The following is a 20,421-nucleotide window of genomic DNA, read 5'->3' as shown; positions in this document are numbered from 1 at the left end:
CGGCCGGGACCCCCGGCCGGCCGAGAGAGCCCGGCTGCTTCCCACCACGTTCCTACACCCCCACGAGGCGCCCATGAACGGCACGCCCGACGCGTCCGTCCAGACCATACTCGACGCCGCTCGCGACCTGATCCGGCTCGAAGCGGCCGCTCTGACCAACCTGGTGGACCAGGTGGACCGGAGCACCGCCCATGTCGTCGGCCTGATCCTCGCCGGAACCGGCAAGGTGATCACGACGGGGACCGGCACCTCCGGCATCATGGCCGAGCGCCTGTCCCATCTGCTCGCCGTCACGGGCACCCCGGCGTTCTACCTCCCCTGCCTGGACGCCCTGCACGGCGGAATGGGCTCGATCGCCCCCTCCGACCTCGTCATCGCCTTCTCCAAGGGCGGCAAGTCCGCGGAACTGACCCAGCTGGTCACCCGGCTGGAGGAGCGCGACGTCCGGGTCGTCGCCGTCACCGAGAGCCCGGCCTCCGAATTCGCCGCCGCCGCCAGCCATGTCGTCACGATCACCACCGACCCGGCGGAAGCGGACCTCGGCGGACTCGTCGCCACCGGATCCACCCTGGTGGCGGGCGCCTGGGGAGACGCCCTGGTCGCCGTGTTGATGAGCGCGCGCCAGTACAGCTGGGCCGAGGTCATCTCCACCCATCCCGGAGGTATCGTCGGGCAGCAGGAGACCCTCCCGGACCAGATGCGTCTGGACACGCACACCGGACCCCGTACCGCCGAGGAGGCCCCGTGACCGGCACACTCGTCGCAGGTGTGGACTCCTCCACACAGTCGTGCAAGGTCGAACTGCGCGGCCTCCACGACGGCCGGCTCGTGGGCAGCGGCTCGGCCCCGCACCCGCCGGCCACCCCGCCGGCCAGTGAGCAGGACCCGCAGGCCTGGTGGGACGCGTTCGTCCTGGCCTTCGCCGCCGCCGTGCGCGACGCCGGCGCGGCGCCCGGCGACATCGCCGCCATCAGTGTCGCGGCGCAGTGCCACGGACTGGTCGTGCTCGACGCCCACGACGAGGTGATCCGGCCGGCCAAACTCTGGAACGACACCACCTCCACCCCCGAACTCCTCGACCTGCGCTCCCGGATCGGCGACACGGCCCTCATCCACCGCACCGGATCCCTGCCCACGGCGGCCTTCACCCTGAGCAAGATCGCCTGGCTGGCCCGCCACGAACCGGACTCCTTCGCCCGGGTGCGCCGCATCCTGCTGCCGCACGACTACCTCACGTTCCGGCTCACGGGCCGCGCCGTGACCGACCGCTCCGAGGCGTCGGGCACCGCGTACTACGACGCGTCGGAGAATCGTTACCTCACCGAGCACCTGGACCTCATCACCGCCGCCGACTGGCTGCCCATGCTCCCGGCCGTCCTCGGACCCGACGAGCCGGCCGGCGAGCTCACCTCCGAGGCGCTGAACGCCCTGGGCCTGCGCGGACCGGTCCTGGCCGGCGCCGGCGGCGGCGACCAGCACGCCGCCGCCCTGGGGCTCGGCATGGTCCCGGGCGACCTCATGTACTCCTTCGGCACCTCCGGTGTCGTCATGGGCGTCAGCGAGAACGCCGTCCACGACCTGGAGGGCTTCGTCGACGGTGTCGCCGACATGGCCAACGGCTATGTCCCCCTGGTCAGCACGCTCAACGCGGCCAAGGTCACCGACACCTTCGCCCGGCTCCTGGGCGTGGCACACGAGGAGCTCTCCCGGCTCGCCCTGAGCGCCCCGGCCCTCGGCCCGCGCCCGGTGATGGCCGCGTACCTCGACGGGGAGCGCAAGCCCAACCGCCCCGCCGCCCGCGGGCTCCTCAGCGGCATCACCTCCCACACCACCAGGGAACAACTGGCCCGCGCCGCCTACGAAGGAGTCATCTTCGGGCTCTACACGGGCCAGGGCCACCTGGAGCGCAGCGCCGTGCCCACGTCGGGACGCGTGCTCGCGGTGGGCGGCGGCGCCCGCTCCGCCGCGTACACCCAGCTGCTGGCCGACACCGTCCGGCGCCCGGTCCTGCTGGCCGACGCCGCAGAGGCGACGGCCCGCGGCGCCGCCGTACAGGCCGCGGCCGTCGCCACCGGCACACCGGTCGTCTCCGTACGCGACGCCTGGGCCCCGCCCACCCGTGTCGCGGCCGAACCCGGTACGTTCCCGGCGGGGGCGTGGCACGACTACCGGGCCACCGCCGCGGTGACCGGGCTGGACCCGGCATGACCGCGACCGCGCACGACCCCCTCCGTGATCCTCGCGATCCGCTGCGCGACTGGTACCGGGAGTTCCCGCCCTTCACCGTCGGCGGCAGCCTCTACGCCGTACCGCCCGCGCACCGCGCCACCACCGCGGCGGCGCTGGCCGCGCGCGACTGCCGGGTGCACGTCGACATCATCGTCGACGCCACCGGGCGCGGCCTCGGTGTCAGCGGGCGGGAGCTGGCGGCGGCGCGCGCCGCCGCTCCGCACGCCAGGATCGATCTGCACCTCATCGCCGCGGACACCCTGCCCGCCGCCCTGGCCGCCGAACTCGTCGAGGAGACGGTCGCGACCGCAGTCCGCGCCGGTGCGGAGGCCGTCACCATGGACCTCGCCCGTATCGGCGGGCACCCCGCCGCGATCGACACGCTCCACCGCGGCGGGGTCGCGCTCTGGCTGGAACACACTCCGCGCGCGCGGGTCCTGGAGCTTCCCCCCGGCATCGACGGCGCGCTCGTCATGTTCATCCCGCCGGGCACCAAGCAGAGCGCCGACCCGTCGATGCTCACCGAGGTCACCCGCCTCGCCGCCATGCTGCCGACGGCCGTCGACGGAGGCATCACGGGGCCCGTCGCCGAGCGGTGTGCCGACCAGGGGGCCTCCTACATCGTGGCGGGCCGCAGTCTGCTCACCGCGGCGACACCCGTAACCGCACCCGTAACCGCACCCGCCGTAAGCACACCCGCGCCTCGTACCGAGACCCACCGAGAGGATCTGCCATGACCAGCACCGGCACCGTTCCGTCCACCATGAAGGCCAGTGTGCTCACCGGTCCGCGCACCCTGACCGTCAAGGAAGTCCCGGTCCCGGACTGCGCCTCCGACGAGGTCGTCATCCGCGTCGCCGCGGTCGGTGTGTGCGGATCCGACACCCACTACTTCCGCCACGGCCGCATCGGCGACTTCGTCGTGGACGCGCCCCTCATCCTCGGCCACGAGCTGTCCGGACGCATCGTGGCCGTGGGTACGGACGTCCCCGCCACGCGCGTCGGCGAACGCGTCGCCGTCGAACCGCAGCGCCCCTGCCGCCGCTGCCGGCAGTGCCGCGCGGGCCGCTACAACCTCTGCCCCGACATGGAGTTCTACGCCACCCCGCCGGTGGACGGCGCCTTCGCCGAATACTGCGTCATCCGCACCGAGTTCGCGCACACCGTGCCCGACGCACTCTCCGACGAGGCAGCGGCCCTCCTGGAGCCCCTGTCGGTGGCCATTACCACCATGCGCAAGGCCGGTATCGTCCCCGGATCCAGCATCCTCATCGCCGGCGCCGGGCCCATCGGCATCATCTGCGCCCAGACCGCGCGGGCGTTCGGAGCCGCGCGGATCGTGGTCTCCGACCCCGTCGCGGAGCGCCGCGAGCGCGCCCTGCGCTTCGGCGCCACCGAGGTGATCGACCCGGTCAACACCGACATCGCCACCGCGGGCCTCGACGTCGACGCCTTCGTCGACGCCAGCGGCGCCCCGGCGGCCGTCATGGCCGGCATCAAGGCCGTCGGGCCGGCCGGCCGCGCCGTGCTCGTCGGACTCGGCTCCTCGGAGATGCCGCTGCCCGTCGAGCACATCCAGAACCGTGAGATCACCGTCACCGGCATCTTCCGGTACACCGACACCTGGCCCGCCGCCATCCATCTGGCCGCGAACGGGCAGGTCGACCTCGACTCCCTGGTCACCGGCAGGTTCGACCTCGACCACGCCCCCGAGGCGCTGGAGAGCGACCTCGACCCGGCCGGTCTCAAGTCGGTCGTCTACCCGGTCTCCGCCCCCACCACCGCTCCGTAGCAAGGGCGTTCGCGCCACATCGGGTCCTGGCCCGGTCCCGTACTCACCGAAAGGTCACCCGCACATGTCATCTCCCTTCAGCCTGGAAGGCCGTACCGCGCTCGTCACCGGCGGCAACCAGGGGCTCGGCAAGGCCTTCGCGTTCGCCCTCGCGCAGGCCGGCGCCCGCGTCGCCATCTCCGGCCGGCGCGCCGAGGCCAACCGCGCCGCCGCCGACGAGGCCGCCGCGGCCGGCCATGAATTCGCCGCCATCACCGCCGACATCACCGACGACGCCCAGGTGACGGCCATGACGGAGGAGGCCGAGTCGGCTCTCGGCGGACACATCGACATCCTCGTCAACAACGCGGGTACGTGCTACCACGCGCCGTCCTTCGAGGTCACCGACGATCAGTGGTCCTCGGTGTTCGACCTGAACGTCCGCGCCCTGTGGAAGACCTCCCTCGCCGTCGGCGCGGGCATGTGCCGGCGGGGCTCAGGATCGATCGTCAACATCGGCAGCATGTCGGGGCTCATCGTCAACCGGCCCCAGTGGCAGCCCGCGTACAACGCCTCCAAGGCCGCCGTCCACCACCTGACCAAGTCGCTCGCGGTCGAATGGGCGCCCCACGGTGTGCGTGTCAACGCGCTGGCCCCCGGATACACCAAGACCGAGATGGCCCCGGTCGACCGTCCCGACCTGCGCCGCCACTGGATCGACGACTGCCCCCAGCAGCGCGCCGCGCTCCCCGAGGAGATCGCCCCCAGCGTGGTCTTCCTCGCCAGCGACGCCGCCAGCTTCATCACCGGATCCATCCTGGTCGCCGACGGCGGCTACACCGCGGTCTGAACAGGAGACACGCCCATGAGCACCCTCGCCACCAACCGTCAGGTCGTCGTCAACTCCGCCGACGACATCAGGGTCGAGCGGATCCCGCGCCCCGAACCCGGGCAGGGCCAGGTCCTGGTCCGCTCCACCGTCGTGGGCATCTGCGGCTCCGACATGCACGCGGTCCACGGCCGCCACCCCTTCGTCAGCCTGCCCATGCGCCCCGGCCACGAGGTGGTCGGAGTCGTCGCCGCGACGGGCCCCGGGGTGGACCCCGCGGTCACCGGCGGCCGTGTGGTCATCGAGCCCAACCTCGCCTGCGGCACCTGCGCGCAGTGTGCCCGGGGCCGCTACAACATCTGCGCCACCCTCGATGTCTTCGGCTGCCAGACCCCCGGCGGGATGACCGACTACTTCGCCATCGCCGCCGACCGGGCCGTGCCCCTCCCCGACGACCTCGACGACCTCAGGGCCGCCCTCGTCGAACCGGCGGCCACACCGGTGCACGCCGTCCGCCGGGCCGGTGACCTCACCGGGCGGCGGGTCGTCGTGGTCGGAGCAGGACCCATCGGCCTGTTCGTCCTCCTCGCCGCGCGAGCGGCCGGCGCCGCGCACATCGCCGTCGCCGACCTCCTCGGCAGCAAGCGGGACCTCGCGCTCCGCCTCGGCGCCGACTCCGTCCTCGACCCGGCGGACCCCGGCGCCGCCGACCACGCCGTCGCGGCGCTCGGCGGGAAGGCGGACGTCGTGTTCGACTGCGTGTCGCGCGAGTCGACCGTACGCCTGGCCATCAACGTCCTGGACAAGGGCGGCCTGCTGATGACCGTCGGGGTGCCCAGCGGCCCCACCTCGATCGACCTCGACCTGGTGCAGGACCGCGAACTCACCATCATGGGCAATCTCATGTACACCCGCCAGGACATCGACCGGGCCATCGAGCTGCTGCGCGACGGTACGTTCGCGCTGACCGACATCGTCACGGCGACGTACGACATCGAGGACGCCGCCGACGCCTTCCACGCGTCCGACGACCCGCAGCACGTCAAGGTGCTCGTCACCGTCGCCCAGCCCTGAGCCCCGGCACCGTCCTGACTCCCTGAGCCACCGTCCCGCCGACGGTGGCTCAGGGCTTTCCGCGCCGCTTCCGCCACACGCCCCGGGGGTCCGTGCCGGTGTTACCGCCCCGGCCCGTCGTCGATGGCCGTCACGATCGCGTCCCAGAACCGGGACCTGGCCCGCAGGGCGAGGTCCGCCGTCTCCGCCGCCTCCTGCCAGCGGGTGTCGTCGTCGCCGCAGAGCTCGGCGAGCATCGCCATGGCCATCGGAGTGTGTTCCTCGCCGTCCACCTCGATGTGGCGCGCCAGATAGTCGCGGAAGAGCGGGTACCGGTCGGCGCCCTCCTCCTTGATCACCTGGTCGAACATGTCCGGGATGAGGTCCTCCCGGGCGAAGGCGAAGGCCGCCGCCCGGCAGTGGAGCGGCCCTTCGGCGATGATCCCGAACGTTGTGCTGACGAACTCGGCAGCGGCGCGCGGGACTTGGGCGACGCGCAGCGCCGCTGTCACGTCGTGGCCCTCCACGAGCAGTGCCAGGAAGGTGTCCAGACGCGTGGTGTCGGCGCCGGCCTCGGCCATGCCGGCGCGGTACAGCTCGAAGTGGCTGATGAAGCCGGAGCCGAACGCGTCGCTCTCCTCCACCAGCACGATGTCGTTGATCAGCCGTCGGCCGACCGCCGAACCGCGCGGCACCCAGGGGACGTCCACACAGGTCAGCTCCCGCTGGAGGGACTTCAGCAGCGACATGAAGTCCCATACGGCGAAGACATGGTGCTCCATGAAGGCCGCCAGGTCTTCCCGCGTGCTCATCCGCCGGTAGATCGGATGCGTGGTGACCTCTTTCCGTGCCGGTTCGATCGCGGCGCGTGTCCTGTCGATTCCCTCGTGGGTAAGGCTCCAGTCATACCTGGACATGGATCTCCTTCTTGCTCTTTCAGGTCCGGCCAATACGGCTGCTGTGGCTGTTCGCATTGCCGCCGAAGTTGCCGCCGGGGGCCGATGTTGCCGATTTGCCGAGTGCCCGGCAAGCGATTCCGGAAATTCATGGAAGATGGCCGTCCGTTTTCTGCGACAAAGCACTCAGGAATGGACAAAAGTCAATAAGGGGCCATCTGTCGGGCGACCGAAAATAATCCGTTGAGAGTTGAACAGAATGGTCGCTCTTCCCGTAATAAGGGGCGTGACCAGCAATTCTGTAACCGTCACCATCGCCTATCGGGTGGTGCCGGGCAGTGAGGCGGCCTTTCACTCCTGGGCATGGGGGGTCCTGGGTGAGAGTGCGCGGCAGCCGGGCTTCCTGGGCGGCGGCGTACTGGTCGGCGGAGAGGTGGAGTCGCATGTGATATACCGCTTCGGCAGTGAGGCGTCGGCCCGGAACTGGGAGGAGTCGGCCGAGCTGGCGCACTGGTCGGACCGTGGTGTGAGGTATGCCCACGAGACCGGCAGAAGATCGGTGCGGGATTCGAAGATGTGGTTCGATTCGCAGTCGGCGACTGTGGCGGCACCCCGCCCGCCGCCGAAATGGAAGCTATGGTTCGTGAATATGAGCGCGGTCTTCCCGCCGGTGCTCCTGTTCAATCTCTCGGTACTTCCGTACCTCGGCAGCCTCAACCCTCTGATCCGCACTCTGCTGCTGTGCCTGGCGGTCACGGCCATTGTCACGTGGATCCTCATGCCGCGACTTCAGCGCTTCTTCAAGAAATGGCTGTACCCGCCGTTGCAGGCCCTCCGCGGCCGGCACAAACGACGGGCTGCGCCAGGCTGAGAACGAAATAGGGAGGTGAGCGGGTGAAAACCCTGCTCGTCGACAACTACGACTCGTACACGTACAACTTGTTCCAGCTGATCGCCGAGGTCAACGGCGAGGAGCCGGTGGTCGTCCTCAACGACACCCCGGCCGACGGCGTCCCGGACCTCCACGCCTTCGACAATGTGGTGGTGTCGCCGGGACCCGGACACCCCGGCGAGCCGCGTGACTTCGGGATCGGCGCGGCACTGCTCGCCCGGTCCACGATCCCCGTACTGGGCGTCTGCCTCGGCCACCAGGGCATCGCGGCGGGGGAGCGGGCCCGGGTCACGGCCGCGCCCCGGCCCCGGCACGGACATCTCTCCCGGATCCGGCACAACGGCGAGGACCTGTTCCGCGGACTGCCGCAGGACTTCACCGCCGTCCGCTACCACTCGCTGTCCGTGCGGGAGCCGCTGCCCGCGAGCCTCCAGGCCACGGCCTGGGCCGAGGACGGTGTGCTGATGGGACTGCGGCACCGCACCCGGCCGCTGTGGGGCGTGCAGTTCCACCCGGAGTCCATCCTCACGGAGTTCGGCCACCGGCTGCTCCTGAACTTCCGGAGCCTCACCGAGACCCGCCCCCGCCCGGCGACCCCCCGTACGACCCCCCGTACGAACCCCCTTACAGGCACGGCGAGTTCCCCCGCCGGGAAGACCGCGGCGATCGTTCCCGCACCCCGGCGGCCCGCGCCCGCGCCCACGGCCGGCTACCGGCTGCACACCCGCCGGATCGCGACCGCCGTGGACACCGAGGCCGCCTTCACCCGGATGTACGCCGACGCCCCGAGAGCGTTCTGGCTCGACAGCTCCCAGGTCGAGGAGGGCCGGTCGCGCTTCTCCTTCCTCGGCGACGGCAGCGGCCCGCTGGCCGAGTTCGTCCGGTACGACGTCGAGGCCGGCGTCTGCGAGATCGAACGCGAAGGGCGGCCCCCGCGCACCGTCCGGGCGAGCGTCTTCGACTATCTGAAGCGGCAGCTGACGGCCAGACACGTGGACCCCGGCGAACTGCCCTTCGACTTCACCGGCGGCTATGTCGGCTACTTCGGCTACGAACTGAAGGCCGACTGCGGCTCCCCGAACCGCCACCGGGCCACCACCCCGGACGCCTGCTGGCTCTTCGCCGACCGGCTGATCGCCGTGGACCACCGTGACGGCCACACCTACGCCGTCTGCCTCGCCGAGAACACCCCCCGGGGCACGCGCTCCGCCGTCGACTGGCTCGACAGCACGGTGGCCCAGCTGAGCTTCGTAGCGTCGGCCGGACCCGCCACAACCCCGCCGCCCGCCACACCGGACCCCGGCGCCGCCGAACCCTGGCTGGTCCGGGACCGCGCGGCCTATCTCGCCGACATCGAGGCCTGCCGACGCGAGCTGACGGCCGGCACGAGCTACGAGATCTGCCTGACCAACGCCGCCCGGCTGCCCGCGCCCCACGATCCGTACGCCTTCTACCGGGTGCTCCGCCGGCTCAACCCCGCGCCGTACGGGGCCTTCCTGAAGTTCGGCGAGCTGGACGTGGCCGGCTCGTCCCCCGAACGGTTCCTCCGGATCACCCGGGACGGGCTCGCCGAGGCCCGGCCCATCAAGGGCACCGCACCCCGCGGCGACCGGCCCGGAGAGGACGCCAGGCTCCGCGACTCGCTCGCCGCCGACCCCAAGACCCGCGCCGAGAACCTCATGATCGTCGATCTCCTCCGCAACGACCTGGGACGCGTCAGCGAGACCGGCAGCGTACGGGTGACCGGTCTGATGGCCACCGAGACCTACGCCACCGTGCACCAGCTGGTCTCCACCGTCGAAGGCCGGCTCCGCGCCGGCACGGACGCGGTGGACTGCGTACGCGCCTGCTTCCCCGGCGGCTCGATGACCGGAGCACCGAAGCTCCGCACCATGGAGATCATCGACTCGCTGGAGACCGAGGCCCGCGGTGTGTACTCCGGCGCGATCGGCTTCCTCGGCTGCGGCGGCGGCGCCGACCTCAACATCGTGATCCGGACCGCCGTCTTCACCGGCGGACAGATGCACCTCGGGGCCGGCGGCGCCATCGTGCTCGGCTCTGACCCCGTCGCGGAGTACGACGAGATGCTCCTGAAGACCGCCGCGCAGATGCGCGCCCACCACGACGTCATGGCCGCCGGGCCCGCACCCGTGCGCGAGCCGGTCCGGTGACGCCCCCGCCCTCCGCCGCCGGGAACCTGGCGGCCCGGCTCGCCGCACTCGCCGAGCGGAACGGCTGGACGTCCCGCCCGGCCTTCCACCAGGGCCACCGGACCTGGACCCACGGTGAGGTGCACGGCCTCGCGGCCCGCGCCGCGACCGTCCTGGCCGCCCGTGGCGTCCGCCCCGGCGACCGGGTGCTGCTCGCCCTGCCCGACTCCGTCGCCTGGGTGACGGCCTTCCTCGCCACCGCCAGGATCGGCGCGGTCGCGGTGCTGGTGAACCCCGAACTCCCCCCGGACGAACTCGACTTCATGGCCAAGGACACCGAGGCCGCGCTCTGCGTGAGCGGACCGGGACCGGCGGAGCGGTTCGCCGGACGGGCCCGGCTGGGCGGCGACGAGCTCGTCGCGCTCACCCCGGACGCGCCGCCCGCCACCGACGCGCACCCGGCCGGAGACCGCACCCCGCTCTACATCCAGTACACGTCGGGCACCACAGGACCGCCCAAGGGAGTCGTGCACGGCCACGGCGACCCGGAGACCTATCACACCCTCATCGGCGCACCACTGCTGCGGATCACCGAGGACGATGTCACCCTCTCGGTCTCCAAGCTGTTCTTCGCGTACGGCTTCGGCAACGCGTTCGCCTTCCCGCTCTTCTCCGGCTCCTCCGCCGTACTGGTGGACCACCGGCCGAACCCCGCCGCCGTCGACGAACTCGTCGCCCGCCACCGGGTGACCCTGCTGTACTCCGTACCCTCGGCGTACGCCGCGCTGGTGGCCGACCGGGCGGGCGGACACGAGACGTGCTTCACCTCCGTACGGGCGGCGGTGTCGGCCGGTGAGGGGATGCCCGCCGAACTCGGCGAGCGGGTCACCGAACTGCTCGGCGCGCCCGTACTGGAACAGATCGGCTCCACCGAGGCCGGGCACGCCTTCTGCGCCAACAGCCTCGGCAACCACACCCCCGGCACGGTAGGCCGCCCGGTCCCCGGCTTCGACGTCGAGCTGCGCGACCGCGAGGGACACCCGGTACCGGACGGCACCGAGGGCGAACTCTGGCTCCGGGGACCGACGTTGACCACCGGATATCTGAACCGTCCCGAGGAGACGGCGCGCACCCTGGTGGACGGCTGGCTCGCCACCAGGGACCTCGCCCGGCGCGAACCGGACGGCACCTACCGCCATCTGGGCCGGACCGACGACATGGAGATGGTCGGCGGCATCACCGTCTCGCCCCTGGAGGTCGAGGCCGTGCTGCGGACCCATCCAGCGGTACGGGAGGCCGTCGTCGTCGCCGTGGCCGACGAGCGCGGCGCCACCGGCCTGCGCGCGTACGTCGTCACCGGCGCGCCGGAGGTCCCGGGCCTGGAGGCCGAACTCATCGCCCTGGCCCGCGGCGCGCTGGCCGCCTTCAAGGTGCCCAGAGCCGTCCGGGTCGTGGCGTCGCTGCCCCGAACCCCGACCGGAAAACTCCGCCGCCACCTCGCCCGCCACGGCGCGTGGTGACGGTGGCCGCGACCATGAACACCGCAGAAAGGAACAGGCCCGTGCGACAGCCGCAGCCCATGCTCTCCGATCGTGGTTTCTACCTCGGCCCCCTGTTCGAGCAGGCCGCCGCCCGGCACGGCGCCGTCCCGGTGACCCTGGACCGGCCGCTCGACATCAGCCCCGGCCTCGGGCTCGACCTCAGCTACCCGGTGCTGGCCGGCCTCGTCGAGGAGCTGTCAGGACGGCTGTGGGAGGCCGGCGTCCGGCCGTCCGAGCAGGTCGCCGTATACAAGACGGACAACGCCGACATCGCGCTGCTGGCCTGCGCGGTCTCCCGGATCGGCGCCGTCCCCGTGCTCCTCTCACCGGGCCTCGACGGCCCCGTCGCCGGCCAGTTGCTGGCGCGGCTGCGCGATCCCTGGCTGATCACCGACCGGGCGAAGCTGACGGGACCGCTCGCGCGGGCCGACGGCGCCGGGCCCGTACGGCGGACGCTCACCGTGGACGACGGCCCCGGCGCCGACCCGCTGGAGAAGTACGCAGGAGCCCCGCCCCACGCGGCGGTCCGGCTGCACCCCCGCGAGCCCGCGCTGATCACCCACAGCTCGGGCACCACGGGCGTCCCCAAACTCGCCGTGCACTGCGCGAACACCATGTGGAACCGGCTCGTACCGCAGAAGGCCATGGGCTGGCCCACCCGGGGCGAGAGCGCCGCGCTGCACATGTCCTTCGCACACTCCCGCTTCTACCATCTGCTCGGCGTACTGCTGCACTTCGGCAGCCCGCTGCTCCTCATCACCGACCCCGAGCCCGCCGCGGCCGGTCCCCTGCTGGCCCGGCACCGTCCCGGCATCGTCGAGACCCACCCCAACACCTTCGTCCTGTGGGAGGAGCTGGCGGACGCGCCCGGCGCCCCGCTCTCCCGCGTCCGCTCGTACGGCTCCACCTTCGACGCGATCCACCCGCGCACGGTGCAGCGGCTGCTCGGGGCGTCACGGCGGCGCTCGCCCTGGCTGATGCAGCTGTACGGACAGAGCGAGACGGGCCCGGTCGCGTTCCAGTGGTACACCCGGCGCGGCGCCGCGCGCGCGGACGGCCGCCGGGTCGGGATCCCGATCCCCGGCTTCACCCGGATCCGGATAGCCGGCGACGACGGCCGGCCCGCCGGGCCCGGGACACCGGGCCGGATCGAGGCCCGCACCCGGGGGCGGATCCTGACGTATCTCGGCGCACAAGAGACCTACGACCGCCAACTGGACCGCGGGTGGTGGCAGATGGGCGACATGGGATACCGGAGCCGATGGGGCGCGCTGTATCTGATCGACCGTGAGATCGACCGCATCGACTCCGTGCACAGCAATCTGGAGATCGAGGACACACTGATGTCCCGGCTGGACGAACTGCGCGAGGTCGTCATCGTCCGCGGCGCCGACCGCGAGCCCGTGCCGGTGGTGTGTGTCCGGGGCGAAGCGCCCCTGGACGTGCGGCGCTGGCGGGAGGCCACCGCGGATCTGCCGCCGATGGCCGAGCCCCGGCAGTGGCGGTTCGACGAGCTGCCGATGACCGCCACCTGGAAGGTCAAGCGGGTGGAGATCACCCGCATGCTCACGGAGAGCGCCACCGCCGCCCGGCCCGGCAGTGGCGGCTGACATGGCGCATGTCGTCGTGGTGGGCGCAGGACCCGTGGGCCTGTCGGCCGCGCTCGGCCTGCGGGCCCACGGCCTGCCGGTCACGCTCCTGGAGGCGGATCCCCAGGGCCGCCAACGGCCGGGCAGCCGGGCCCTGTTCGTACACCGGGAGAGCCTGCGGCTGCTCGACGGGATGCGGCCGGGGCTCGCCGACACGATCACGTCGTACGGCAGTACCTGGCAGACCAGACGCACGCTGTACCGGGGCCGCGAGGTGTACGCCCGTACCTTCCCGGCGCCCGAGGGCCCGCCGCCCTTCACCAGCCTGCGCCAGGTCGACACCGAACGGTTCCTGCTGGCCGCCTGCGAGGACGCCGGGGTGCGGTTCGTCTGGGGCGCCCGTGTGACCGATGTACGGGTCACCCCCACCGGCGTCGCCCTCACCGGCGAGGACGGGCGCGGCTGGACGGGCAGCCATGTCATCGCCGCCGACGGCGCCCGCTCGGCGGTCCGGCGCCGGCTGGACATCCCCATGGAGGGCAGCCACGGGGACGGATTCCATGTGGTCGCCGATGTCGCCGACATCCCGGGGGCCGAACTCCCGCTGGAGCGGGTCTTCCACTACGAACATCCCGGGGCCGGCGGGCGCAGTGTGATGCGGGTGCCCTTCACCGGGGGCTTCCAGGTCGATCTGCAGTGCCGCGACGACGACACACGGGAGTCCTACGGGAGCGAGGCCGCGGCGCGGGAGTGGCTGCCGCCGATCATCGGCGACGGGTACGCCGAGCGGATCCTCTGGGTGTCGACGTACCGCTTCCTGCGCAAGGTCGCGGCGTCGTTCACCGACCCCCGGCACCGGGTGCTGCTCGTCGGAGAGGCGGCCCACCTCTTCCCGCCCTTCGGGGCCCGCGGCATGAACAGCGGGATCGCGGACGCGGCGGCAGCGGCGGCGGCCGTTGCCACGGGCACCGAGGAGGCGGTCGCGGAGTTCGCCGCGGCCCGCCGTGCCGCGGCCCTGTTCAACAGCGCGGCGGCCGGAACGGCCCTGGACCATCTGAGGCCGCGGCGCCGGATCGTACGGGCGAAACAGCGGGCGGCGGCGGCGCTCGCGCCCGTACTGCCGCGGTGCGGCGCCTGGCTGGAGCACGCCCCCTACGGGCCGCGCAATGGATCGCCCGCGAGCGCCGGCCGGAAATACTGAAGGGAAAAAGAGAGAAGAAAGAAACAGGAACGCGCCGGACCGAATACGGTATTCGGTCCGGCGCGCTCCGGCATTTCCCGATCGGGGCCGATGGCGGCCCGATCAGCTTTCTTTCCGGACCGGCTGATAGACGCCCGGAACCATTCGGGTCGCGATCGCGATCCGGTTGTACGCGTTGATGACGGTGGCCGCCCAGATCACCGCGGCGAGCTGTGCCTCGTCGAAGACCTCCGCCGCCCGCGCGTAGACGGCGTCGGGGACCCGGCCGTCGTGCACCAGGGTGACCGCCTCCGTCAACTCCAGTGCTGCGCGCTCCCGTTCGGAGAAGAAAGGGGCCTCCTGCCAGGCGTTCAGCGCGTGGACACGCTGCTCGCTCTCGCCCTGGGCGCGGGCGTCCTTCGTATGCATGTCGAGGCAGAACGCGCAGCCGTTGATCTGCGAGGCGCGAATCCTGATGAGCTCCAGCAGCTCCGGCTCCACTTTGGCGTCCCGCGCCGCGGAAACGGCGGCGCCATGCAGTGCGCCCATCGCACCGGACACATCGGGGGTTATTTTCTTGAGCGCCACGCGCGGCGTCATCTCATTCTTGAGCATGACCCGACTCTATACGCGCTACCCGTGCCGGGAAACGGGATGCGATAAAAGAGGGGAGGGTCAGGACCGATTTCCGCTAGCGGCCGATTCCGTCCAGCTCGGCGAGATCCTCGTCGGAGAGCGGAAGCCCCGCGCCGACGACGTTCTCGCGCAGATGCGCCACCGACGAGGTGCCGGGAATGAGCAGGATGTTCGGCGACCGCCGCAGCAGCCAGGCCAGGGCGACCGACATCGGCGTCGCGTCCAGCCGGGCGGCCACGGCGGACAGTGCCGTGGACTGCAGCGGGCTGAAGCCGCCGAGCGGGAAGAAGGGCACATAGGCGATGCCCTTGCCGGCGAGCTCGTCGATCAGCTCGTCGTCCTGGCGGTGGGCGAGGTTGTACATGTTCTGCACACAGACGATCGGCGCGATCGTCTGTGCCTCGGCGACCTGTTCCGCCGTCGCGTTGCTCACTCCCAGGTGCCTGATCAGGCCCTGCCGCTGGAGTTCGACGAGGGTCTCGAAGGGCTCGGCGAGCGAGCCGGCCACGGTTCCCCGGGCGTCGCCGAGGCGGAGGTTGACCACGTCGAGCGAGTCGACGCCGAGGTCGTCGAGGTTCTCGCGGACGGAGCGGCGCAGGTCCTCGGGCCGCCGGGCGGGGGGCCAGCCGCCCTGCTCGTCGCGGTCAGCGCCGACCTTGGTCACCAGGTGCAGCGATGCGGGGTAGGGGTGCAGCGCCTCGCGGATCAGCCGGTTGGTGACGCGCGGTCCGTAGGCGCCGGCGGTGTCGATGTGGGTGATCCCGAGGGCGACGGCCTCGCGCAGGACGGCGAGCGCGCCGTCGCGGTCGGCGGGCGGGCCCATGACCCCGGGACCGGCGAGCCGCATCGCGCCGTAGCCGAAGCGGGTGACCGTCAGATCGCCCAGGGTCCAGGTGGAGCCGGGCAGTGACGCGGAGGGTGTGTTCATGCCTGTGTCCTTCTGCGGAGCCGGATGTCGCGGAGGGCCGCTGGGCCCGTGCCGTCGATGTTCGCCCGCCGGCGAGCGGCGCATCCAATACCGACACGGTGCCCTGTCATACCCGTCGGGTATCACCGGGGTAGGCTGCGGCCGTGGACACCCTGGAGACCCGCGAGCTGAGGTACTTCATGGCCGTCGCCGAGGAACTGCACTTCGGCCGCGCCGCCGAACTCCTCGGCATGGCCCAGCCACCGCTGTCCCGGGCGATCCAGCGACTCGAACGGCGCCTCGGCGTCAGCCTGCTGGAACGCAACCGCCGCGGCGTCGCCCTGACCGCCGCCGGAGAAGTGCTCATGCACGAGGGCCGCGCGGCCCTCGACGCGACCACCGCCGCCGCTCGCCGCACCCGCCGCGCCGGTGGTGCCGCAGGACCGGGCGGCCCCCGTAACCGTCTGGTGCTGGCGGTGAAGGCCGGCGCGTCCCACGAACTGCTGCACAAGCTCCTCGGCGCCTACGCGGCCGAGCCCGGCGCCGCCGAGATCGAGGTGCTGCCGAGCGGCACGTGCGAGCAGGAGGAGATGCTGCGCGACGGCCGCGCCGATGTGGCGCTGATGCACGCGCCGTTCAACTCCCTCGCCGGGTTCGACAGCGAGGAGCTGATGACCGAGGGCCAGATCGCCATCCTGCCCGCCGGGCACCCCCTCGCCGCGCGCCGGACGCTGACCCTGGCCGACATCAGCGACATCCCGGATCTTCCGCTCGCACGCTGGGCGCGCCACGGCACGTACCCGCCCGGCCCGGGCCCCGAGATCCACGATCAGACGCAGCTGGCCCAACTCATCGCCCTCGGACGCACCGTGGCCGTCTTCCCGGACTCGGGCCGCGCCTGGCTCTGGGCCGAACACACCGCCGTCCCGCTGTCCGACGCACCACCCGTCGTCAGCCACATCGCCTGGCCCGCGCACAGCCGCTCCCTCGCCCTCGCCGGGCTGATCCGCACGGCCACACGGCTATGACCCCGGGCACCGGCGTCCCACGCGGTGTGAACAGGGGTGTGAACACACGGAACCCTCGCCGGGCACCGTTCGCGCGGTGCCCGGCGAGGGCTGTCGGCCAGGGGTGTTACGGCTTCGCTGCGACGGCCTCCGGGGCCCGCGCGCCCTCGACGGGCTCCGCCGGGTCGGCCGCGGCCGGCTCCGCCGTGACCGCGGGGCGGTGGCGGGGGAGAAAGACGGCGAGGCCGAAGGCGAGGATCGCCGCGCCCGCGCCGATGGCCATGACCGTCTTGAAGCCGCTCTCGGAGGGCAGGGCGGTGGTGCCGAACGTGGTGGTCATCTGCGCCAGGACAACACCGGCGACCGCGCTGGCGATCGACGTACCGATGGACCGCATCAGTGTGTTGAGGCTGTTGGCGGCGGCCGTCTCGGAGGCCGGTACGGCGCCCATGATCAGCGCGGGCATGGCGCCGTACGCGAAGCCGACACCGGCACCGATGACGCAGGACACCAGGACCAGGTGCCAGATCTCGGACATCAGCAGGATGTTGAGGGCGTAGCCCGCGGCGACGATGAGAGCGCCGGCCATCAGCGTGACCTTCGGCCCCCTGGCCTTGGAGATGGCGGCGGACAGCGGCGCCATGGCCATCATCACCAGGCCCTGCGGCGCCATCACCAGACCGACGGCGAGCATGGACCTGCCCAGGCCGTAGCCGGTGGCGGAGGGCAGCTGGAGCAGCTGCGGCAGGACCAGGGACATCGCGAACATCGAGAAGCCGAACGCCACCGAGGCGAGGTTGGTGAAGAGCACCTGGCGGCGGGCCGTGGTGCGCAGGTCCACCAGGGGCTGGGCGGTGCGCAGTTCATAGACGCCCCACGCCAGCAGTACGACGACCGCGGTGGCCAGCAGACCGAGGACCGTACCGCTGGTCCAGCCCCAGTCGCCGCCCTTCGAGACGGCCAGCAGCAGGGACACCAGTCCCACGGCCATGCCGAGGGAGCCGATCAGGTCGAAGCGTCCGCCGGTGCGCACCTTCGACTCGGGCACGAACGCCAGGACGAGCGCGATCGCGACGGCGCCGAGGGCGGCCGAGGTCCAGAACAGGACGTGCCAGTCGAAGTTGTCGGCGATCAGGGCGGCGGAGGGCAGCCCGAGTGCGCCGCCGACGCCCAGGGACGCGCTCATCAGCGCGGTCGACCCGGTGAGGCGCTCGGCGGGCAGCTCGTCGCGCATGATGCTGATGCCCAGCGGTACGACGGCGGCGGCCAGCCCCTGCATGACCCGTCCGGCGATCATCGGAATCAGGGAGTCGCTCAGCGCGGCGACGACCGAACCGGCCACCAGCAGACCGAGGCTGACCAGCAGCAGCCGGCGCTTGCCGAACATGTCGCCGAGGCGTCCGGCCACCGGGGTGGCCACGGCGGCGGCCAGCAGGGTGGCGGTGACGGCCCAGATGGCGTTGGACGGCGAGGCGTCCAGCAGCCGGGGCAGCTCGGGGACGATCGGGATGACCAGGGTCTGCATCAGCGAGACCACGATGCCCGCGAAGGCCAGAACCGCCACCACGGCGTTCGGCCTCGGCGGGGTGGAACCTCGGGCCTCGACGGCCCGGGCAGGGGCTTCGGACATGGGACTGCCTCCGTCAGGGGGTGCGCAGGAAGAGAATTGCTTGACTCACGCAACATAATACACTTGATTGAGTTAAGCAAATTAGAGGGAAGGTGTACGGGGAGGTGGGGGCGGGAGCGGCAGGGCTTCATCGGTGCAGCGGCAGTTCGACGACGACGTCGAAGCCGCCCCCGGGCCGGTGGCCCGCGCGGAGCCTGCCACCGGCCGCGAGGGCGCGCTCGCGCATGCCGATCAGGCCGTAACCCCCGCCCGGCGGCGGGGCGGATGCCGGGACGGGCGGGGCGGCGGCGGGCGCTGCCGTACCTCCGTCATCGGCGACGGTGATGTCCAGCCGGTCCCGCCCGTAGGCGAGCCGCACCTCGGCGGCGTCGGTGGCGGCGTGCTTGGTGACATTGGTCAGCGCCTCCTGCACGATGCGGTACGCCGTGAGATCCGCGCCGGGGGAGAGCGGTGCCGGCGGCCCTTCGGTGACGACGGTGACGGTGAGGCCCGCGCCGCGGAACGACGAGGCCAGGCCGGGGAGCCGGTCGAGCCCGGGGGCGGGCTCCGGGGGCCGTTCAGGGTCGTCCGCCTGCCGCAACAGGCCGACGACGGCCTTGAGTTCGCGGATGGCCGAGGAGGTGCTGCCGGCGAGTTCGCCGACGATCCGCTCGGCCTCGTCGGGCCGGGTGCGGATTGCCCTGGCGGCGGCGCCGGCCTGGAGGTGGGCGAGGACGAGATGGTGGGCGACGACATCGTGCAGTTCGCGGGCGATGTGTACGCGCTCCTCGGTCACCCGGTGCCGGGTCTCCTCCTCCCTGGTGCGTTCCGCGTGCTCGGCCCGAGCCCGTACGGCGTCCAGATAGGCCGCGTGGATCCGGCCGACGGTGCCCAGGGAGGTGGGCAGCAGCAGCCAGGCCGCCGGGCCGACCAGCTTGAGCACCAGCGGTTCCTCGGTGGGGCCGCCGATCAGCGCCGTACCCGCCAGCAGCGCGATGACGGCGAGGGTGCAGGTGTTCGCGGTCCTGCGGCCGGCCCGCCCGGCCAGCGAGTAGAGCGCCACCAGGAGTGCTCCCAGCAGCAGGACGGTGACGATGTAGCCGAGCGCGGTGATGGCGACGGCGCAGGCCGTGGTCAGCGCCACGGTGGTACGGGGGTGGTCGCGGCGCCACAGCAGCGCGGCGCAGGAGACCCCCGCCAGCAGCACCCCGGGCCACCACGCGGGACCGGGGGGCCGGCCCGGGAGTGTGATCATGCTGCCGGGAAAGGAACAGGCGAAGAGTGCCACGGCCATGGCCGCGTCGACGGTGCGGGGATGGTCGCGCAGCTGCCGCTGCAGGCTGTCGATCATGGAGTGGGGTCCTGTCCGGGGTGGGGGAGCGCCGCGGGGTTCCCGCGATCCGGCCCGGTCGGCGGCGAAAATGCTTGAGTTACGCAAGCATAGGGAAGTTAATTGAGTCAAGCAAGCTTCTTATGTGTTGCTTAAGTTAGGCAACTATCGGTTAGGGTGGCGGCATGTCCACACAGTCCCCCGGCGCGGCGCCCGTTTCCGCAGATGTGATCGAGGTCGAGCGGCTCCTCACCCGCATCGCCTACCTGGCCGGCGGGGTCCGGCAGCACGGGCAACTGGCGGCCGTGGCCGGGCTGCAGCTCGACCGGGCCGCCGTGGCGCTCCTGCGGCATGTCGCCGACAGCGAGCCGCTGCGCCCGGGGGAGCTGGCGGCCCGGCTCTCCGTGGAAGCGTCCCACATCACCCGCCAGCTACGGCGGTTGGAAGGCGGCGGCTATGTGATCCGGGTGCCCGACCCGGACGACCGGCGCGCCCGGCGGGTCCGCCTCACCGCCGCCGGCCGGGACGCGGACGCCCGGATCCGCGAGGTGAGCCGCCGGGTCATCGAGGTGGCGCTGTCGGAGTGGTCGCCCGAGGATCTGCGGCGGATCGCAGGGCTCTTCGACCGGCTGGTCGACGACTTCGTCGCGCACGCCGCCCCGAACGCCCCGTGCCACGATGTCGCCGCCGAGGACGCCGCCATCCGCGAGGGCCTCGACCGCTCCTGCGGTGCGGTGCCCTCTCCCCGGGTGCCCCCGGGCTGACACTCGGCGGCACCGACGGCCTGGGGATAGTCTGCTCA

Annotated in this window: 18 protein-coding genes; 13 read left to right on the top strand and 5 right to left on the bottom strand. The window is 72.1% G+C overall.

All coding sequences use genetic code 11. The annotated features are described in order from the left end of the window. Nucleotides 1–73: 73 nt before the first annotated feature. From AB0389_RS02220 to AB0389_RS02195, 6 genes are all read left to right on the top strand, one after another. Nucleotides 74–748, top strand: coding sequence for an SIS domain-containing protein (locus AB0389_RS02220; RefSeq protein ID WP_366393385.1), 675 nt, complete (start codon nt 74–76; stop codon nt 746–748). Next, the gene (gene xylB, locus AB0389_RS02215) at nt 745–2,208 is read left to right on the top strand and encodes a xylulokinase (RefSeq protein WP_366393384.1); all 1,464 of its coding nucleotides are present in this window, start codon (nt 745–747) and stop codon (nt 2,206–2,208) included. The genes AB0389_RS02220 and xylB overlap by 4 nt, the downstream gene beginning before the upstream one ends. Next, nucleotides 2,205–2,966: a hypothetical protein gene (locus tag AB0389_RS02210; RefSeq protein ID WP_366393383.1), complete on the top strand. Its 762-nt coding sequence runs from the start codon at nt 2,205–2,207 to the stop codon at nt 2,964–2,966. The genes xylB and AB0389_RS02210 overlap by 4 nt, the downstream gene beginning before the upstream one ends. After that, nucleotides 2,963–4,021, top strand: a complete 1,059-nt coding sequence (locus tag AB0389_RS02205) for an NAD(P)-dependent alcohol dehydrogenase (RefSeq protein WP_366393382.1) — start codon at nt 2,963–2,965, stop codon at nt 4,019–4,021. The genes AB0389_RS02210 and AB0389_RS02205 overlap by 4 nt, the downstream gene beginning before the upstream one ends. A gap of 64 nt (nt 4,022–4,085) precedes the next feature. After that, a complete protein-coding gene (locus AB0389_RS02200) occupies nt 4,086–4,850 on the top strand; it encodes an SDR family oxidoreductase (protein ID WP_366393381.1) in 765 nt (254 codons plus the stop codon). Nucleotides 4,851–4,865: 15 nt separating this feature from the next. Then, complete coding sequence (locus tag AB0389_RS02195; RefSeq protein ID WP_366393380.1) at nt 4,866–5,903, top strand: alcohol dehydrogenase catalytic domain-containing protein; 1,038 nt, start codon at nt 4,866–4,868, stop codon at nt 5,901–5,903. A gap of 101 nt (nt 5,904–6,004) precedes the next feature. On the opposite strand, the gene AB0389_RS02190 is transcribed toward AB0389_RS02195, so the two are convergent. Next, a complete protein-coding gene (locus AB0389_RS02190) occupies nt 6,005–6,799 on the bottom strand; it encodes a DUF3050 domain-containing protein (RefSeq protein ID WP_366393379.1) in 795 nt (264 codons plus the stop codon). Nucleotides 6,800–7,037: 238 nt separating this feature from the next. Here AB0389_RS02190 and AB0389_RS02185 point away from each other — a divergent pair, with 238 nt between their 5' ends. The 5 genes from AB0389_RS02185 to AB0389_RS02165 are packed head-to-tail and all read left to right on the top strand — an operon-like array spanning nt 7,038 to nt 14,151. Continuing rightward, nucleotides 7,038–7,649, top strand: coding sequence for a hypothetical protein (locus AB0389_RS02185; protein ID WP_366393378.1), 612 nt, complete (start codon nt 7,038–7,040; stop codon nt 7,647–7,649). 23 nt (nt 7,650–7,672) lie between these two features. Beyond that, the gene (gene pabB, locus AB0389_RS02180; RefSeq protein ID WP_366393377.1) at nt 7,673–9,841 is read left to right on the top strand and encodes an aminodeoxychorismate synthase component I; all 2,169 of its coding nucleotides are present in this window, start codon (nt 7,673–7,675) and stop codon (nt 9,839–9,841) included. Further along, complete coding sequence (locus AB0389_RS02175) at nt 9,838–11,340, top strand: AMP-binding protein (RefSeq protein WP_366393376.1); 1,503 nt, start codon at nt 9,838–9,840, stop codon at nt 11,338–11,340. Before pabB ends, AB0389_RS02175 begins: the two co-directional genes overlap by 4 nt. A 14-nt stretch (nt 11,341–11,354) precedes the next feature. Beyond that, nucleotides 11,355–12,971, top strand: coding sequence for an AMP-binding protein (locus AB0389_RS02170; protein ID WP_366393375.1), 1,617 nt, complete (start codon nt 11,355–11,357; stop codon nt 12,969–12,971). A gap of 1 nt (nt 12,972) precedes the next feature. Further along, complete coding sequence (locus tag AB0389_RS02165) at nt 12,973–14,151, top strand: FAD-dependent oxidoreductase (protein WP_366393374.1); 1,179 nt, start codon at nt 12,973–12,975, stop codon at nt 14,149–14,151. 102 nt (nt 14,152–14,253) lie between these two features. Here the strand turns inward: AB0389_RS02165 and AB0389_RS02160 are convergent, their stop codons facing one another. Together AB0389_RS02160 and AB0389_RS02155 are read right to left on the bottom strand one after the other, a co-directional pair. Further along, nucleotides 14,254–14,745 carry a carboxymuconolactone decarboxylase family protein gene (locus tag AB0389_RS02160; protein WP_366393373.1) on the bottom strand — a complete coding sequence of 164 codons (492 nt, stop codon included), beginning with the start codon at nt 14,743–14,745 and terminating at the stop codon, nt 14,254–14,256. 76 nt (nt 14,746–14,821) lie between these two features. Continuing rightward, the gene (locus AB0389_RS02155) at nt 14,822–15,694 is read right to left on the bottom strand and encodes an aldo/keto reductase family oxidoreductase (protein ID WP_366393372.1); all 873 of its coding nucleotides are present in this window, start codon (nt 15,692–15,694) and stop codon (nt 14,822–14,824) included. Between the two features lie 143 nt (nt 15,695–15,837). Between AB0389_RS02155 and AB0389_RS02150 the strand changes: the two genes are divergently transcribed. After that, a complete protein-coding gene (locus AB0389_RS02150) occupies nt 15,838–16,701 on the top strand; it encodes a LysR family transcriptional regulator (protein ID WP_366393371.1) in 864 nt (287 codons plus the stop codon). 106 nt (nt 16,702–16,807) lie between these two features. On the opposite strand, the gene AB0389_RS02145 is transcribed toward AB0389_RS02150, so the two are convergent. Both AB0389_RS02145 and AB0389_RS02140 read right to left on the bottom strand, forming a co-directional pair. Next, nucleotides 16,808–18,310 carry an MFS transporter gene (locus tag AB0389_RS02145; RefSeq protein ID WP_366393370.1) on the bottom strand — a complete coding sequence of 501 codons (1,503 nt, stop codon included), beginning with the start codon at nt 18,308–18,310 and terminating at the stop codon, nt 16,808–16,810. 127 nt (nt 18,311–18,437) lie between these two features. After that, on the bottom strand, nt 18,438–19,640 hold the full coding sequence (locus AB0389_RS02140; RefSeq protein ID WP_366393369.1) for a sensor histidine kinase: 1,203 nt from the start codon (nt 19,638–19,640) through the stop codon (nt 18,438–18,440). Nucleotides 19,641–19,804: 164 nt separating this feature from the next. Between AB0389_RS02140 and AB0389_RS02135 the strand changes: the two genes are divergently transcribed. Continuing rightward, on the top strand, nt 19,805–20,383 hold the full coding sequence (locus AB0389_RS02135; RefSeq protein WP_366393368.1) for a MarR family transcriptional regulator: 579 nt from the start codon (nt 19,805–19,807) through the stop codon (nt 20,381–20,383). Nucleotides 20,384–20,421: the final 38 nt, after the last annotated feature.

It is taken from the genome of Streptomyces sp. NPDC093109, assembly GCF_040701725.1.
Classification (GTDB): domain Bacteria; phylum Actinomycetota; class Actinomycetes; order Streptomycetales; family Streptomycetaceae; genus Streptomyces.
Note: the sequence above shows the minus strand (reverse complement) of the source record. Positions and strands in the feature narration are given on the sequence as shown.